The following is a 16,961-nucleotide window of genomic DNA, read 5'->3' on the forward strand; positions in this document are numbered from 1 at the left end:
TTACTCGTCTTTGCCCTTGCTGCGCATGGCACGCTGCACTTCGCGGTCGGCGTCGCGTTCTTTCTCGGTATGGCGCTTGTCGAAATCCTTCTTGCCCTTGGCCAGAGCGATTTCGCATTTCACCAGGTGCTGTTTCCAGTACAAGGACAGGGCTACGCAGGCATAGCCCTTCTGCTGGACGGAGCTGAACAGTTTTTCCAGCTCGCGTTTGTTCAGCAGCAGCTTGCGCGTACGTGTCGGGTCGGCGATGACATGAGTGCTGGCGGTTTTCAGTGGGGTGATGTGGCAACCCATCAACCAGGCTTCGCCGTCTTTAAGCAGCACATAGCTGTCGACCAGCTGGCCTTTGTTGGCACGTAGACTTTTCACTTCCCAGCCAGACAGGGCCAGGCCGGCCTCGAAGCGGGACTCGACGAAGAAGTCGTGCATCGCTTTCTTGTTCTGCGCGATGCTGCCTTGCGGATGTTTCGTTTGTTTAGCCATAGGCGGCGCATTATATGGAGTATGGCGGCGGCGCGCTATGCATCCTCACGCTAAAACCGCCGCGGCAGCGGTGCGCTTGAGCCATCAGGGCGAATCCTCGACAATGTGGGTACTTCTGGTCTTGTGGTCGATGCCCGTTCGCATGCCGTATCGCCCTGTGATGTCGCGGTAATGTGATGTCGCCAACCGTGGAAATTCATTCGTTATGAGTACTCATATTCAACGCTCGGCCTTGCTGCCTTACCCGGCGCAAGCGCTGTATGACCTGGTCAACGATGTTGCGCGCTACCCGGAGTTTCTGCCCTGGTGTGCCTCGAGCGAGGTGCTCGAGGTCAGTGACACGCACATGCGCGCCAGCCTGGAAGTGGCCAAGGCCGGACTGAGCCAGCGTTTCACCACCAGCAATGTGCTGGTGCCTGGTCAGTCCATCGAGCTGAATCTGGAGAGTGGCCCCTTCGAGCATTTCCATGGGCAGTGGGTATTCAAGGCATTAGGCGACAAGGCCTGCAAGATCAGCCTCGATCTGACCTTCGATTACGCCGGTCCGATCGTGCGGGCGGCCCTCGGCCCGTTGTTCAACCAGGCCGCCAACACCATGGTCGATGCATTCTGTCAGCGGGCCAAGGAACTCCATGGTCAGTGAGCGGGTGTCGGTGGAAGTGGTCTTCGCCGCACCTGACAGGCAGTTTCTTTTAACGCTGCAACTGCCGGCTGGCAGCACGGTACGCCAGGCTGCCGTGCAGTCAGGGTTGCAGGAGCATGTTGCCGATATTGATCTGGCTGGTGCGCCCCTGGGGGTATTCGGCAAGGTGGTGGCGTCGCCCGAAACTCGGCTGCTGGAAGAGGGAGACCGCGTCGAGATCTACCGTCCGCTGCTCGCTGATCCCAAGGACGTACGCAAGCGTCGGGCAGCCCAGGCTGTCGAGCGGGCAAGGCTGGCGGGAGACAGCGACAAGCGTTGAGGTGTGGCGAAGGGCATCATGTGGTGCTGCTCTGTTCGAGCACAAAAAAAGCCCCGGCACTGGCCGGGGCTTTTTTATGCGGGAGCACTTACTGGGGAGAGGTTTCCAGTGGCTCCGGCGTCGGTACCGGTACGGTTTCGACGTTATCCACATCACGCTGGATCTGCTCGAGCAGCGAGCCGGGGGCTGCAGGTTCGTCCTGCTGCTGAGTCGGTGCCGTCTGCGGCGCGCCATCGCGGCCGAGGATTGCGTCATCGCGGCTGACGCCTGGCATGAAGTCACCGGACAAGCCGACCAGTTGGTCGTCGCCGTTGAACACTACGCTTACGCGCTCTTGCTGCCGCTGGCTGCCGCCGGCCTGCATGCTGTACAGGTAATCCCAGCGATTGGCATGGAAGGTATCGGTCAGCAGGGGATTGCCCATGATAAACCGCACTTGGCGTCGGGTCATTCCCGGCCTCAACTGGTCTATCATGTCCTGCGTGACGACATTGCCCTGTTGGATGTCGATTTTATAAACCCCGGGGAATGAGCAACCGGCGAGTGCGATGAGCCCCATGAACATGAGGCTGGTCAGCAGGAGTTTGGTTTTTTGCATCGGTGGGCGTCTTCCACTATCTTGGCTGGGCAACGTAAACCCCGATCATACCCGCAATAAGGGAAGCTGCGAAGCGCTTCCGTGAGAAAGCAGACCATGGTTGAAAATAGCGAACTCCGCAAAGCTGGCCTGAAAGTGACCCTGCCACGGGTCAAAATCCTGCAGATGCTCGACTCTGCCGAACAACGCCACATGAGCGCAGAGGATGTCTACAAGTCTCTGATGGAGGCTGGTGAAGATGTCGGTCTGGCTACTGTTTACCGGGTTCTGACCCAGTTTGAAGCGGCCGGCCTGGTGGTGCGCCACAACTTCGATGGCGGCCATGCCGTGTTCGAATTGGCTGACGGCGGTCACCACGATCACATGGTGTGCGTGGACACTGGTGACGTGATCGAGTTTTTCGATGCTGAAATCGAAAAGCGCCAGAAGGAAATCGTTCGTGAGCACGGTTTCGAACTGGTTGATCACAATCTGGTTCTGTACGTGCGTACCACTGGCGTCAAAAAGTAAGTACGACCGGTAATGAAAAAGGCGACCCTGGGTCGCCTTTTTCATGCCTGTAATAAAGTGTTGCGAATGCTAGCTCTGCGCGTTGCTGACCAGCTTGCGGGCGTGGGCCAGTGACTCTTCGGTGAGGTCGATGCCGCCGAGCATGCGGGCGATTTCCTCTATGCGCTGTGCGTCACTCAGCTTGCTGACGGCCGTACGGGTCGCGTTGTTGCCGCGCACCTTGTGCACGAACAGGTGCTGGTGACCCTGGGCGGCGACCTGGGGCAGGTGAGTGACGGTGAGTACCTGGCCGCGCTCGCCCAGGCGGCGCAGCAACTGACCGACGACTTCGGCGGTAGGACCGCCGATGCCCACGTCCACTTCGTCGAACACCAGGGTCGGTACCCGTGAGGTTTGTGCGGTGATCACCTGGATCGCCAGGCTGATACGCGACAGCTCGCCGCCTGAGGCCACCTTGGCCAGTGCCTTGATGGGTTGGCCCGGGTTGGCGCTGACCAGAAATTCCACCTGTTCGAGGCCATTCGCATTCGGTTCGTTGCTGGTATTTTCCTGCAATTGAATGCTGAAGCGCCCGCCGGGCATGCCCAGCGTCTGCATTTCCTTTTCCACCGCTTTGCTCAGCTTGCCTGCTGCCTTGTGTCGGTGGGCGCTCAGCTCGGCAGCCTTCTCCTGGTAGTGTCGGCCATAGGAGGCCAGTTCTTCGCTCAGACGTTCGGTTGCTTGGTCATCGGCATTCAGGCCTTCCAGTTCGTCGAACAACTGCTGTTGCATGGTGGGCAGTTCGCTGGGGTGAATGCGATGCTTGCGTGCCAGGGTATAGATGGTGTCCAGGCGCTCCTCAAGTTGTTGTTGTCGCTGAGGGTCTGCCTCGAAATGATCGAGAAAGCGGTTCAGCTCGCCCACCGCCTCTTCGACCTGGATCTGTGCGCTGGCCAGCAGGTTGGCAGCTTCGTTGAGCGCGCCCGGTTGGCCCTGGACGCCACTGAGTCGGCTCAAGCTGTTGGTCAGGGCAGACAGTACGTTGCCGGCATCGCTCTCGCTGCATTGCTCGATGACTTGGCGACAGGCAGCGAGCAGGCCTTCGGCGTTGGTCAGGGCCTTGTGATCCTGTTCGAGCTGCTCCAGCTCATTTTCGCCGAGCCCGAGGTTCTCCAACTCTTCCAGCTGATAGCTAAGCAGTTGATGGCGCGCGCGCTGCTCATCGCCCTGTGAGGCGAGGCGTTCCAGTTCGCTGCGGGTTTGCTTCCAGCGCTGGGCGGCGAGGTGCACCTGGCGGGCCAGTTCCTGGGCATTGGCATATTCATCGAGCAGGCGTCGATGGGTGTCGGCCTTGAGCAGCGACTGATGTTCATGCTGGCTGTGGATGTCGATCAGCAGCTCGCCCAGCGCCTTGAGGTCGCCGAGGGGGCAGGGCGTGCCATTGATGTAGCCACGCGAGCGGCCTTCGGCGGTGATCACGCGGCGCAGAATGCACGGGCCGTCATTGTCCAGATCGCGCTCGGCGAGCCAGGTGTGGGCTTCGGGGATATCGCCCAGATCGAAACTGGCGAGAATGTCAGCCTTGTCGGCTCCGGGGCGTACCACACCGCTGTCCGCGCGATCACCAAGGGTCAGGCCGAGCGCATCGAGCATGATCGATTTGCCGGCGCCCGTTTCGCCGCTGATGACGCTCATGCCTTTATCCAGCTCGAGATCAAGGTGTTCGACGATGGCGTAATTGTGTACGGACAGGTGCACCAGCATGGCGAGGCCTCCGAGAATTTGTCTGGTTATTTATACAGTGTTCTGTCTCGTGGTGGCAATCCTGCCCCTCGTATGCTGCTGCGATGTGCTTGCTCCCCTTGAAACCCTACAAATCGTCCTTATATAGGCCGCAGACGCGCGAGTTGAGGCTCGTCGAATTATTCAAAGGAGAAATGCATGGCTGACGAACAGAACCTGGATCCGCAGACTCCCGAGGCTGAAGCGAATGACGCTGCGCTGAGTGACGACCTGATTGCTCGCGTGCAAACGCTTGAAGAGCAACTGGCGGCTGCGCAGGATCAGTCGCTGCGCATGGCTGCCGATCTGCAGAACGTGCGCCGCCGCGCTGAGCAGGATGTCGAGAAGGCGCATAAATTCGCGCTCGAGAAATTCGCCAACGATCTGCTGCCGGTGGTTGACAGCCTGGAGCGCGGTCTCGAGTTATCGAGCCCGGACGATGAGGCCATTAAGGCCGTGCGCGAGGGCTTGGAGCTGACGCTCAAATTGCTGCTCGACACCCTCAAGCGTCATCAGCTGGAAGCCATTGATCCGCATGGTGCGCCGTTCAACCCGGAGCATCACCAGGCCATGGCGCTGCAGGAAAGCACCAACGTCGAGCCAAACAGCGTGCTCAAGGTGTTTCAGAAGGGCTACATGCTCAATGGTCGCCTGCTGCGCCCGGCGATGGTCGTGGTCAGCAAGGCTCCGGCCGAGGCGCCACCGTCCATTGACGAGCAGGCTTGAAATCGGCGGCCGAGACCCCATCTATTAAGTCAAGCGTATTAGTGCTACCGCAGCGGTCACGATAACGTTGCGGCTATATCAAAGTTTCGGGAGAGTAAAATGGGCAAAATTATTGGTATCGACCTGGGGACCACCAACTCCTGCGTCTCCATTCTTGAAAATGGCAAAGTCAAAGTCATCGAAAACGCCGAAGGCGCGCGTACCACGCCGTCGATCATCGCTTACGCCAACGATGGCGAGATTCTGGTCGGCCAGTCGGCCAAGCGTCAGGCTGTGACCAATCCGCACAACACCTTGTATGCGGTGAAGCGTCTGATCGGTCGCCGCTTCGACGAAGAAGTCGTGCAGAAAGACATTCAGATGGTGCCGTACAAGATCGCCAAGGCTGATAACGGCGATGCTTGGGTCGAAGTCAACGGCCAGAAAATGGCGCCGCCGCAGATATCGGCTGAAATTCTCAAGAAGATGAAGAAGACCGCCGAAGACTATCTCGGCGAAGCGGTCACCGAAGCTGTGATTACCGTTCCGGCTTACTTCAACGACAGTCAGCGTCAGGCCACCAAGGATGCCGGTCGCATCGCTGGTCTGGACGTCAAGCGCATCATCAACGAGCCGACCGCGGCTGCGCTGGCCTATGGCATGGACAAGGCCAAGGGCGATCACACCGTGATCGTTTATGACCTGGGCGGCGGTACTTTCGACGTGTCGGTGATCGAGATCGCTGAAGTCGACGGTGAGCACCAGTTCGAAGTATTGGCTACCAATGGCGATACGTTCCTCGGTGGTGAGGACTTCGACATCCGCCTGATCGACTACCTCGTCGACGAATTCAAGAAAGAAAGCGGCATGAGCCTCAAGGGCGATCCGCTGGCTATGCAGCGCCTCAAGGAAGCTGCCGAGAAGGCTAAAATCGAGCTGTCCTCGAGCCAGCAGACCGACGTCAACCTGCCGTACATCACTGCAGACGCCACCGGTCCGAAGCATCTGAACGTGAAGATCTCCCGCGCCAAGCTGGAGTCGCTGGTCGAGGATCTGGTGCAGCGCACCATCGAGCCTTGCCGCATTGCGCTGAAAGATGCCGGTATCGACATTGGTGCGATCAACGACGTGATCCTGGTCGGTGGTCAGACTCGTATGCCACTGGTGCAGAAGCTGGTGACCGAGTTCTTCGGCAAAGAAGCACGCAAGGACGTCAACCCGGACGAAGCCGTTGCCATGGGTGCTGCCATCCAGGGTGCGGTTCTGGCTGGTGACGTCAAGGACGTACTGCTGCTCGACGTTTCGCCGCTGACCCTGGGTATCGAAACCATGGGTGGCGTGATGACTGCGCTGATCGACAAGAACACCACCATCCCGACCAAGAAGTCGCAGGTGTTCTCCACCGCGGACGACAACCAGGGCGCTGTGACCATCCATGTGCTGCAGGGTGAGCGCAAGCAAGCCGGTCAGAACAAGTCCCTGGGCAAGTTCGACCTGGCCGAGATTCCGCCAGCTCCGCGTGGCGTGCCGCAGATCGAAGTGACCTTCGACATCGACGCTAACGGCATCCTGCACGTCGGCGCGAAGGACAAGGCAACCGGCAAGACCCAGTCTATCGTGATCAAGGCCAACTCCGGCCTGTCCGATGACGAGATCGAGCGCATGGTGCGTGACGCCGAGGCCAACGCCGAGGAAGACCGCAAGTTCGAAGAACTGGCCACTGCCCGTAACCAGGGCGATCAGCTGGTTCATGCGACCCGCAAGATGCTCACCGAAGCTGGCGACAAGGCCACTGCGGACGAGAAAGCGGCCATCGAAACTGCGTTGGGTGAATTGGAAGTTGCCGTACGTGGCGACGACAAGGCAGCCATCGAAGCGAAGATGAATGCCCTGTCCGAAGCGACCACGCCGCTGGCGCAGAAAATGTATGCCGAGCAGCCGCAGCCAGGTGCTGCCGGTGCGGCGGCGGATGCCGGTGAAACCAAGGGCTCTGCGGACGACGTGGTCGACGCTGAGTTCGAGGAAGTCAAGGACAACAAGTAAGCCCCGGCTTGCCTGTGTTTGCGCCCTGCCGCACTGCTGTGTGCCAGGGCGATCCGCCGCGCGGGGGCTTGCTCCCGCGTTGGCGTGTCTGGACGGTACGAATTTTGAGAGTGTTAGAAACCCATGTCTAAACGTGACTACTACGAAGTGCTCGGGGTCGAGCGCGGTGCCAGCGAGGCGGAGCTGAAAAAGGCTTACCGCCGCCTGGCGATGAAGCATCACCCCGATCGCAACCCCGGCGACAAGGCTGCCGAAGACGCCTTCAAGGAGGCCAACGAGGCCTACGAAGTGTTGTCCGATGCGGGCAAGCGCAGCGCTTACGATCAGTACGGTCATGCCGGTGTCGACCCGCAGATGGGGGGCGGTGGCGGCTTTGGCGGCGGCAGTGCCAACTTCTCCGATATCTTCGGCGACGTGTTCAGTGATTTCTTCGGTGGCCAGCGTGGTGGTCAGCGCGGCGGTGCCCAGCGCGGCAGCGACCTGCGTTACACCCTGGAGCTGGATCTCGAAGAGGCGGTGCGTGGCACCACGGTGACCATTCGCGTGCCGACGCTGGTCAACTGCAAGGTCTGCGAAGGCTCTGGCGCCAAGAAGGGCACCAGCCCGGTTACCTGTACCACCTGCGGTGGTATCGGCCAGGTGCGCATGCAACAGGGCTTCTTCTCGGTGCAGCAGACCTGCCCGCGCTGCCACGGCAGCGGCAAGATGATCACCGACCCCTGTGGCTCCTGCCACGGCCATGGCCGTGTCGAAGAGCACAAGACGCTGTCGGTCAAGGTGCCGGCGGGTGTCGATACCGGCGACCGTATTCGCCTGTCCGGCGAGGGTGAGGCGGGCACCATGGGTGGTCCGGCTGGCGATCTGTATGTGGTCGTCAACGTGCGTGAACACGCAATCTTCCAGCGCGACGGCAAGCATCTGTACTGCGAAGTGCCAATCAGCTTCGCCGATGCGGCGCTGGGTGGCGAGCTGGAAGTGCCGACCCTCGACGGTCGGGTCAAGCTGAAGATCCCGGAAGGTACACAGACCGGCAAGCTGTTCCGTCTGCGTGGCAAGGGCGTGGCCCCGGTGCGTGGTGGCGGTGCTGGCGATCTGATGTGCAAGGTCGCGGTGGAAACGCCGATCAACCTGGATCGTCGTCAGCGCGAGCTGCTCGACGAGTTTCGTCAGTCCCTGGCGGGTAACAGTTCCCACTCGCCCAAGGCCAACGGCTGGTTTGAAGGCGTCAAACGTTTCTTCGGCGATCTTTAATTCGGCAACGAGCGGCGGGCTATTGGTCAGAACCGGTAGCTCGCCGCTTGCAGTTTGGAGCGATGCATATGCGTATTGCAGTGACAGGCGCCGCCGGGCGCATGGGCAAAAATCTGATCGAGGCCGTGCAGCAGGCCGAAGGTGTCAGCCTTGGTGCTGCAGTGGCGCGTCCTGAAAGTACGTTGTTGGGCGCTGATGCTGGCGAGCTGGCCGCTGTCGGCAAACTCGGTGTTGCGGTTGGTGGTGATCTGCAGGGCGTGCTCGATCAATTCGACGTGCTGATCGACTTCACTCACCCCTCGGTAACCCTGAAGAATCTGGAAATCTGCCGAAAGGCAGGCAAGGCGATGGTCATCGGCACCACTGGTTTCAGCGCTGCTGAAAAGCAGCTGCTGGTCGAAGCGGGCAAGGATATTCCGATCGTCTTCGCCGCCAACTTCAGCGTGGGCGTCAACCTGTGCCTGAATCTGCTCGATACCGCGGCGCGGGTGCTGGGTGACGATGTGGACATCGAAATCCTCGAGGCCCATCACCGTCACAAGGTCGATGCACCGTCCGGTACCGCGCTGCGCATGGGTGAAGTGGTCGCCAATGCCCTGGGGCGTGATCTCGACAAGGTCGCGGTCTACGGGCGTGAAGGCCAGACCGGCGCCCGCGCTCGCGAAACCATCGGTTTCGCCACGGTACGGGCCGGTGATGTGGTCGGCGATCACACCGTGCTGTTCGCTGCCGACGGCGAGCGTGTGGAGATCACCCACAAGGCCTCCAGTCGCATGACCTTCGCCAACGGCGCCGTGCGTGCGGCCTCCTGGTTGCGCGACCGCTCTGTCGGTCTTTACGACATGCAGGATGTGCTGGGGCTGAAGTGATCGTAGTGCGGATGAGGTCACTGGCCTCATCCGGCTTCATCTGCAAGCCTTGTGAATAAGGATGTTGGCGATGAATCCGTTGAATCTCGATGATGTGGCGCGTTACGTCGAGCTGAATATTGGTGCCTTTCACCAGAAACGTATTGCCAGCCTTGGGCGGCTCAAGCTCAAAGATGTGCTCAAGCGTAAGAACCCTTATATGTACCGCGCCAAGCACGTCCTCACGGCCGAGCAGATCATTCGCGGGATCATCGACGCGCATATTTCCTCCAACGAAGAAACCTTGTTCGGCGATTGGTTGGAAGGATTGGCGATCTTTATCAATGCTCAGGTCTATGGGGGTTGGAAGTCCGGTATCACCGGAGTTGATCTGGAATTCGATAAGGAGGGCTTGCGTTACATCGTGGCGATCAAGTCTGGGCCGAACTGGGGTAATAGCTCGCAGATCGGTCAGATGAAAAGCAATTTTCTCACCGCCCAGCGCACCCTGCGTACCGGTAATTCGGGGCTGCAGGTGGTTGCGGTCAATGGCTGTTGCTATGGGCGCGACAACAATCCCGACAAAGGCAGCTATTTCAAATATTGCGGCCAGCGTTTCTGGGCGTTCATTTCAGGTGACGAGGATCTTTACCTGGAGCTGATCGAGCCGCTGGGCTTCAAGGCCCGTGAGCGCAACGACGAGTTCGCCGAGAGCTACGGGCAGATGATTAACAAGTTCACCCGAGAATTTACCCTGGAGTTCTGTGACGAACAGGGCGCGATCGACTGGGCGCGCTTGCTGCGTTTCAACTCCGAAGCCTGAGCGTCCAGAGCTTTAGCTGATTGCCAGGGTCAATTGCGTCTTGCGTCGTTGCTGCTCGAAGGCTTTCAGCCATTGTTCGTGGCAGGTCGCCTGATAGCGCGAGAACTTGAACGCGCTCGGCGCAGGGTGCGCTTCGCCAGCGAGCAGGCCGCGCAGCAGAACCCCTACAGCGTGGCCGAGGCTCACCGGCACAGCATTGCCGACCTGTTTGTACTGCTGGATCAGCGGGCCCGCCAGTTGCCAATCGTCTGGAAATTCCTGAATACGTTTGTACTCCTGGATCGACAGCGGGCGGTCTTCCTGTGGGTGCGCCAGATCCGTGGCGGGCATCGCCGGATGCGTCACCAGGGTCGGCGAGGGTTTGTCCCAGGCCAGGCGCCGTAGAAAGCCGGTCTTGCCACCGCCCGAGAAGTAGGACTTGCCCATCGCTTCGCGCTGCAGATCCTCTGGCAGGTTGCGCCAGTTCTGCCCAGCTTTGAGCAGGCGGTAATAACGCAGGCGCTTTTCCGGGAAATTCAGGTGGGCATGATTGCTCAGGCCTTCCAGGGCCTGGCGTACGGTGCGCCAGGCGGGCAGGTTCAGGGCGCCATCCTCGCTATGGGTCGGTGTCAGGAACGGAGCGGTTTGCCCGTCTCGTGAGCAGATGATGATGACCCGCTCGCGCACTTGCGGAGTGCCGAAGTTCGCCGAGTTGTACAGGTTGAACGAGTAGGCGTAGCCCGCATTGCGCAGCTTGCTGAGCACGAAATTCAGGGCGCCGCCTTTCATTTCGTCCAGTGAAAGATCAGGGAAGTCCGCACCGCGTTGGTCGTGAGGGCGATGATCCATTGGGCAGGAGAGTAGGCCGCGGACGTTCTCGATGACGATCAGTGGTGGACGAATCTCCAGGGCGAGGTCGATGTATTTGAGAAAGGCGTTGCCGCGGTCGTCATTGAACGCCTTGCGTTTGCCGGCCGTGCTGAAGGCTTGGCAGGGTGGACCGCCGACGATTACGTCGACGTCGTCGCGTCCGATGCCGGCGGCCTCCAGCACCTGTTCGGCGGAGCAGCTATTGATATCGCCGAGCAGTGCAGTGTCCGGGCGGTTCAGGGCGATGGTCTGTCGGCAGTACTTGTCCGATTCGCAAGCCAGGCGAATATCGAAACCAGCCTTTTCCAGGCCTAGATCCAGGCCCATGGCACCGGAAAAGAAACTAAGGGCGATGGGTTTTCCACTCTGGCGCTGCTGCGCCGGATGATCATGTGCAAGCATATGAGCCGTTTTTAAACCGTAGTGGGTGACGCTGAGTGGGTCGATGATCCAGCTGCTGCCAATTTTCTGGGCGGCCAGATTGCCATTTCGGCACAGGGTTCTAACACGCTGTACGCTGATCTTCAGTGCGGCGGCGGTGGCCGAAATGCTTAGATAGGTACTCACTCAGGGTTTCCCTGCCGAAACCTGTAGGAAGTACCGAATTTTACGGCTGAGGGGTGATGTGTCAATTGGTGATGAATCGGTTTGCAAGTTTTCCCTGGTTATGGCTTTCGAAAAACCGGGTTTTCCTGTAGGCTTTCCGCTTTAGTGTGTCCACTAAAGTTGCGCAGAATGAATCAATTAAAAAAGCGGGATGACCTTCACACGTCATCCCGCTTTTTTACAATCTGCGTTCGCTTCACGATCTACGGGAGGTCTTCTTGAGTAAGCCAGCCATACTCGCCCTTGCTGACGGCAGCATTTTTCGCGGCGAGGCCATCGGGGCCGATGGCCAGACTATCGGAGAGGTGGTGTTCAACACCGCCATGACCGGCTATCAGGAAATTCTCACCGATCCTTCCTATGCCCAGCAGATTGTCACGCTGACCTATCCACACATCGGTAATACCGGTACCACCCCAGAAGACGCCGAGTCGAATCGCGTTTGGGCGGCTGGTCTGATCATCCGTGACCTGCCGCTGACCGCCAGTAACTGGCGCAACAAGCAGTCCTTGCAGGATTACCTCAAGGAAAACGGCACTGTCGCCATCGCCGGTATCGATACCCGCCGCCTGACCCGCATTCTGCGCGAGAAAGGTTCGCAGAACGGCTGCATCCTGGTTGGCGCTGACGCCACCGAGGAAAAAGCTCTCGAGCTGGCGCGTGGCTTCCCGGGCCTCAAAGGCATGGATCTGGCCAAAGAAGTCAGCTGCACCGAGCGCTATGAGTGGCGTTCCAGCGTGTGGAACCTGAAGGATGACAGTCATCCGGAAATTGCCGCCAGCGAGCTGCCCTATCACGTCGTGGCCTATGACTACGGCGTCAAGCTGAACATCCTGCGCATGCTGGTCGCGCGTGGTTGCCGTCTCACCGTGGTGCCTGCGCAGACACCGGCCAAGGATGTGTTGGCACTCAACCCTGATGGCGTATTCCTGTCCAACGGCCCGGGTGATCCCGAGCCTTGCGATTACGCGATCCAGGCGATCAAGGACGTACTGGAAACCGATATTCCGGTATTCGGCATCTGCCTTGGTCACCAGTTGTTGGCCCTGGCTTCCGGCGCCAAGACCGTGAAGATGGGCACCGGCCACCACGGTGCCAACCACCCGGTTCAGGATCTGGATACCGGCGTGGTGATGATCACCAGTCAGAACCACGGGTTCGCTGTGGACGAAGCGACTCTGCCGGGCAACCTGCGGGCGATCCACAAGTCTCTGTTCGACGGCACCCTGCAGGGTATCGAGCGCACCGACAAGGACGCTTTCAGCTTCCAGGGCCACCCTGAGGCCAGTCCGGGGCCGAACGATGTCGCTCCGCTGTTCGACCGCTTCATCGACGCCATGGCCAAACGCCGCTAAGCCCGCCGACTGACCTAAGGATTCGAGAGAGAACATGCCAAAACGTACAGACATCAAAAGTATCCTGATCCTCGGCGCCGGCCCCATCGTCATTGGGCAGGCTTGCGAGTTCGATTATTCCGGCGCCCAGGCTTGTAAGGCCCTGCGCGAGGAAGGCTTCCGCGTCATCTTGGTGAACTCCAACCCGGCCACCATCATGACCGACCCGGCGATGGCTGATGCCACCTACATCGAGCCGATCAAATGGGCCACCGTGGCCAAGATCATCGAGAAGGAACGCCCTGACGCCCTGCTGCCTACCATGGGTGGCCAGACTGCATTGAACTGTGCGCTGGATCTGGAAAAACACGGCATCCTGGAAAAGTTCGGTGTGGAAATGATCGGCGCGAACGCCGACACCATCGACAAGGCTGAAGACCGCTCGCGCTTTGACAAGGCGATGAAGGACATTGGTCTGGCATGCCCGGTCTCCGGCATCGCGCACGACATGCAGGAAGCCTACGGTGTTCTGGAGAAGGTCGGCTTCCCGTGCATCATCCGTCCGTCCTTCACCATGGGCGGCACGGGTGGCGGTATTGCCTACAACCGAGAAGAATTCGAGGAAATCTGCACGCGCGGCCTGGATCTGTCGCCGACCAGCGAGCTGCTGATCGACGAATCGCTGATCGGCTGGAAGGAATACGAGATGGAGGTGGTCCGCGACAAGAAGGACAACTGCATCATCGTCTGTGCCATCGAAAACTTCGATCCGATGGGCGTGCACACTGGTGACTCGATCACCGTCGCACCGGCCCAGACCCTGACCGACAAGGAATACCAGATCCTGCGTAACGCCTCCCTGGCGGTGCTGCGCGAGATCGGCGTGGAAACCGGTGGCTCCAACGTGCAGTTCGGCATCTGTCCGAACACTGGCCGTATGGTCGTCATCGAGATGAACCCGCGCGTGTCGCGTTCCTCGGCGCTGGCCTCCAAGGCTACCGGTTTCCCGATCGCCAAGATCGCCGCCAAGCTGGCCGTGGGTTACACCCTCGACGAGCTGTCCAACGACATCACCGGTGGTCGTACCCCTGCGTCGTTCGAGCCGGCCATCGACTATGTGGTTACCAAGATCCCACGTTTCGCCTTCGAGAAATTCCCCAAGGCCGACGCCCGCCTGACCACCCAGATGAAATCCGTCGGTGAAGTCATGGCCATCGGCCGTACCTTCCAGGAATCCCTGCAGAAAGCGCTGCGTGGCCTGGAAGTCGGCGTGTCCGGCTTCGATCCGAAGCTCGATCTAACCGACCCTGAGGCGGAAAGTACCCTCAAGCGCGAGCTGATCGTGCCGGGTGCGGATCGCATCTGGTACGTGGGCGACGCTTTCCGTGCCGGCAAGACGGTCGAAGAAGTGTTCGAGTTGACGCGTATCGACGAGTGGTTCCTGGTACAGATCGAGGATCTGATCAAGGACGAGCAGCGTATCAAAACCCTGGGTCTGTCGAGCATCGACCGTGACCTGATGTTCAGCCTCAAGCGCAAGGGCTTCTCCGATGCGCGCCTGGCCGAACTGCTCGGTGTCACCGAGAAGAACCTGCGCAGCCATCGCCACAAGCTCAAAGTGCTGCCTGTGTACAAGCGCGTGGACACCTGCGCTGCCGAGTTCGCGACCGATACCGCCTACATGTATTCGACCTACGAGGAAGAGTGCGAGGCCAATCCGAGCAGCCGCGACAAGATCATGATCCTCGGTGGCGGCCCGAACCGCATCGGCCAGGGTATCGAGTTCGACTACTGCTGCGTGCACGCCGCGCTGGCCATGCGTGAAGACGGTTACGAGACCATCATGGTCAACTGCAACCCGGAAACCGTTTCCACCGACTACGATACCTCCGATCGCCTGTACTTCGAGCCGGTGACCCTGGAAGACGTGCTGGAAATCGTTCGCGTCGAGAAGCCGAAAGGTGTGATCGTCCAGTACGGCGGCCAAACCCCGCTGAAGCTGTGCCGTGCCCTGGAAGAAGCTGGCGTACCGATCATCGGTACCAGCCCGGACGCCATCGACCGCGCCGAAGACCGTGAGCGTTTCCAGCAGATGGTGCAGCGCCTCGGCCTGCGTCAACCTGCCAACGCCACTGCGCGTAGCGAAGAAGAGGCGCTGACGCTGTCCAAGAACATCGGCTACCCGATGGTGGTGCGTCCATCCTATGTACTGGGTGGCCGGGCGATGGAAATCGTCTACCAGGAAGAAGAGCTCAAGCGCTACATGCGCGAAGCGGTGAAAGTCTCCAACGACAGCCCGGTTCTACTCGATCGCTTCCTCAACTGCGCCATCGAAGTCGATATCGATGCGGTATGCGATGGTGAGCAGGTCGTCATCGGCGCCATCATGCAGCACATCGAACAAGCGGGCGTGCACTCCGGTGACTCCGCCTGCTCGCTGCCGCCTTACTCGCTGCCGGCACACATCCAGGATGAGATCCGCGACCAGGTCAAGAAAATGGCCCTAGAGCTCGGCGTCGTCGGCTTGATGAACGTGCAGATGGCCGTGCAGGGCGAAGACATCTATGTGATCGAGGTCAACCCGCGCGCTTCGCGTACTGTGCCGTTCGTCTCCAAGTGCATCGGCGAGTCGCTGGCCAAGGTTGCGGCGCGTGTGATGGCTGGCAAGACGCTGGCTGAAATCGGCTTCACCAAAGAAATCATCCCACCGTTCTTCAGCGTCAAGGAAGCAGTATTCCCGTTCAACAAGTTCCCAGGCGTTGACCCGATTCTCGGTCCAGAGATGAAGTCGACCGGTGAAGTGATGGGCGTGGGCGATACCTTCGGTGAAGCGTTCGCCAAGGCGCAACTGGGCGCCAGTGAGATCCTGCCGACTGCGGGTTGCGCCTTTATCAGCGTGCGTGACGACGACAAGCCGTTGGCCGAGCAAGTCGCTCGCGATTTGATCAGTCTGGGCTTCGAGGTCGTGGCCACCTCCGGCACCGCCAAGGTGATCGAGGCTGCCGGCCTGCCGGTTCGTCGCGTTAACAAAGTGACTGAGGGTCGTCCGCACGTGGTCGATATGATCAAGAATGACGAAGTCACTCTGATCATCAATACCACCGAAGGTCGGCAGTCCATCGCGGACTCCTACTCCATTCGTCGTAACGCTCTGCAGCACAAGATCTACTGCACCACCACCATCGCGGCGGGGCAGGCGATCTGCGAGGCACTCAAATTCGGTCCTGAGAAGACAGTGCGCCGACTGCAGGATCTGCACGCAGGAATCAAGGCATGATCAAATACCCAATGACCGTCGAGGGCGCTCGCGCCCTGGAAGAAGAACTGGCCCATCTGACCAAGGTCGTCCGTCCGAAGCTGAGCCAGGATATCGGCACGGCCCGTGAGTTGGGCGACTTGAAGGAAAACGCCGAATACCATGCTGCTCGTGAGCAGCAGGGTATGGTCGAGGCACGTGTGCGTGATATCGAAGGGCGTCTGCAGAATGCAGTGGTGATCGATGTCAGTACCATTGCCCATACCGGCAAGGTGATCTTCGGCACCACGGTGGAAATCGCCAACGTCGAGACTGACGAAAGCGTGTCCTATCGGATCGTCGGAGAGGACGAGGCTGATATCAAACAGGGCAAGATTTCCGTCGGTTCGCCTATCGCCCGTGCCTTGATCGGCAAGGAGGAGGGTGACGTGGTAACGGTGAAAACGCCAAGCGGTCTGATCGAGTACGAAATTGTCGAAGTTCGTCACATCTGACCTCGCCGCGACGTCCGACATGGCGGCAGGCTTCTGGATGCTGCTGCAAACCCTCTGGGTGGGCGGCATCTGGATACTGCACTTCATGGTGCTGCCGGGGCTGTACAGTGTAGGGCTGGCGTCGCTGCTGATCGATGAAATCGCCGGCGTGTTGATGCCGCAGATGGTGTTGATCACCTTGGTCTGCGTGCTGATTCAGGCTGGCTTGCTGGTCAGGTTGCGTCGTCTTTCGTCGCTTTGGGGCGAGCGCCGCGGGCAATTGCTGCTCGCGGTACTGTCGATTGCCTCGGGCTTGCTGGCTTCGCTCGCGCTCTGGCCGGATGCCATCCGCTGGCAACTGTTCAGTTACCTGTTGCTGGCATTTTTCGGTCTGCTGCTGGTGCTACAGCCTGTGCCCCGCAAACCTTCGATAGCCGACCCCGCGGTCGGCTAATTCGA

16 protein-coding genes are annotated in these 16,961 nt (G+C 59.8%); 12 read left to right on the forward strand and 4 right to left on the reverse strand.

Annotated features, from left to right (window positions below):
- Window positions 1-483, reverse strand: a complete 483-nt coding sequence (gene smpB, locus ACZ3GY_RS02005; RefSeq protein WP_463563706.1) for an SsrA-binding protein SmpB — start codon at window positions 481-483, stop codon at window positions 1-3.
- Window positions 484-688: 205 nt separating this feature from the next.
- Between smpB and ACZ3GY_RS02010 the strand changes: the two genes are divergently transcribed.
- Together ACZ3GY_RS02010 and ACZ3GY_RS02015 are read left to right on the forward strand one after the other, a co-directional pair.
- Window positions 689-1,126, forward strand: coding sequence for a type II toxin-antitoxin system RatA family toxin (locus ACZ3GY_RS02010; RefSeq protein ID WP_225835120.1), 438 nt, complete (start codon window positions 689-691; stop codon window positions 1,124-1,126).
- Window positions 1,116-1,445, forward strand: a complete 330-nt coding sequence (locus ACZ3GY_RS02015) for an RnfH family protein (RefSeq protein WP_463563707.1) — start codon at window positions 1,116-1,118, stop codon at window positions 1,443-1,445. Before ACZ3GY_RS02010 ends, ACZ3GY_RS02015 begins: the two co-directional genes overlap by 11 nt.
- Window positions 1,446-1,533: 88 nt before the next feature.
- Here ACZ3GY_RS02015 and ACZ3GY_RS02020 read toward each other — a convergent pair whose 3' ends face one another.
- Complete coding sequence (locus tag ACZ3GY_RS02020; RefSeq protein WP_225835116.1) at window positions 1,534-2,043, reverse strand: outer membrane protein assembly factor BamE; 510 nt, start codon at window positions 2,041-2,043, stop codon at window positions 1,534-1,536.
- 96 nt (window positions 2,044-2,139) lie between these two features.
- Between ACZ3GY_RS02020 and fur the strand changes: the two genes are divergently transcribed.
- Window positions 2,140-2,553: a ferric iron uptake transcriptional regulator gene (gene fur / locus ACZ3GY_RS02025; protein WP_225835115.1), complete on the forward strand. Its 414-nt coding sequence runs from the start codon at window positions 2,140-2,142 to the stop codon at window positions 2,551-2,553.
- A gap of 69 nt (window positions 2,554-2,622) precedes the next feature.
- Here fur and recN read toward each other — a convergent pair whose 3' ends face one another.
- Window positions 2,623-4,296 (reverse strand): DNA repair protein RecN, encoded by a 1,674-nt coding sequence (gene recN / locus ACZ3GY_RS02030; protein ID WP_465908767.1) that lies wholly within the window; start codon window positions 4,294-4,296, stop codon window positions 2,623-2,625.
- A 177-nt stretch (window positions 4,297-4,473) separates the two neighbouring features.
- Between recN and grpE the strand changes: the two genes are divergently transcribed.
- The 5 genes from grpE (at window position 4,474) to ACZ3GY_RS02055 (ending at window position 9,984) form a co-directional block, all read left to right on the forward strand.
- On the forward strand, window positions 4,474-5,040 hold the full coding sequence (gene grpE, locus ACZ3GY_RS02035) for a nucleotide exchange factor GrpE (RefSeq protein ID WP_463563709.1): 567 nt from the start codon (window positions 4,474-4,476) through the stop codon (window positions 5,038-5,040).
- Window positions 5,041-5,139: 99 nt separating this feature from the next.
- Window positions 5,140-7,062 (forward strand): molecular chaperone DnaK, encoded by a 1,923-nt coding sequence (gene dnaK, locus ACZ3GY_RS02040; RefSeq protein WP_463563710.1) that lies wholly within the window; start codon window positions 5,140-5,142, stop codon window positions 7,060-7,062.
- A gap of 123 nt (window positions 7,063-7,185) precedes the next feature.
- Window positions 7,186-8,313, forward strand: a complete 1,128-nt coding sequence (gene dnaJ / locus ACZ3GY_RS02045; protein WP_225835108.1) for a molecular chaperone DnaJ — start codon at window positions 7,186-7,188, stop codon at window positions 8,311-8,313.
- A gap of 68 nt (window positions 8,314-8,381) precedes the next feature.
- Window positions 8,382-9,182, forward strand: coding sequence for a 4-hydroxy-tetrahydrodipicolinate reductase (dapB, locus tag ACZ3GY_RS02050; RefSeq protein ID WP_465908768.1), 801 nt, complete (start codon window positions 8,382-8,384; stop codon window positions 9,180-9,182).
- Between the two features lie 70 nt (window positions 9,183-9,252).
- Window positions 9,253-9,984, forward strand: coding sequence for a PmeII family type II restriction endonuclease (locus ACZ3GY_RS02055; protein WP_225835105.1), 732 nt, complete (start codon window positions 9,253-9,255; stop codon window positions 9,982-9,984).
- Between the two features lie 12 nt (window positions 9,985-9,996).
- On the opposite strand, the gene ACZ3GY_RS02060 is transcribed toward ACZ3GY_RS02055, so the two are convergent.
- Window positions 9,997-11,400, reverse strand: coding sequence for a DNA cytosine methyltransferase (locus ACZ3GY_RS02060; RefSeq protein ID WP_465908769.1), 1,404 nt, complete (start codon window positions 11,398-11,400; stop codon window positions 9,997-9,999).
- A gap of 257 nt (window positions 11,401-11,657) precedes the next feature.
- On the opposite strand from ACZ3GY_RS02060, the gene carA reads away from it, so the two are divergent.
- Genes carA through ACZ3GY_RS02080 form a run of 4 tightly spaced genes read left to right on the forward strand, consistent with a single transcriptional unit; the run spans window position 11,658 to window position 16,956 of the window.
- Window positions 11,658-12,794, forward strand: a complete 1,137-nt coding sequence (gene carA / locus ACZ3GY_RS02065; RefSeq protein ID WP_463563713.1) for a glutamine-hydrolyzing carbamoyl-phosphate synthase small subunit — start codon at window positions 11,658-11,660, stop codon at window positions 12,792-12,794.
- Window positions 12,795-12,828: 34 nt separating this feature from the next.
- On the forward strand, window positions 12,829-16,050 hold the full coding sequence (gene carB, locus ACZ3GY_RS02070) for a carbamoyl-phosphate synthase large subunit (RefSeq protein ID WP_463563714.1): 3,222 nt from the start codon (window positions 12,829-12,831) through the stop codon (window positions 16,048-16,050).
- Window positions 16,047-16,523: a transcription elongation factor GreA gene (greA, locus tag ACZ3GY_RS02075; protein WP_463563715.1), complete on the forward strand. Its 477-nt coding sequence runs from the start codon at window positions 16,047-16,049 to the stop codon at window positions 16,521-16,523. The genes carB and greA overlap by 4 nt, the downstream gene beginning before the upstream one ends.
- Complete coding sequence (locus ACZ3GY_RS02080; protein WP_463563716.1) at window positions 16,501-16,956, forward strand: DUF4149 domain-containing protein; 456 nt, start codon at window positions 16,501-16,503, stop codon at window positions 16,954-16,956. The genes greA and ACZ3GY_RS02080 overlap by 23 nt, the downstream gene beginning before the upstream one ends.
- The last annotated feature ends 5 nt before the right edge of the window (window positions 16,957-16,961 follow it).

Source organism: Pseudomonas sp. PME37.24/006 (genome assembly GCF_055556635.1).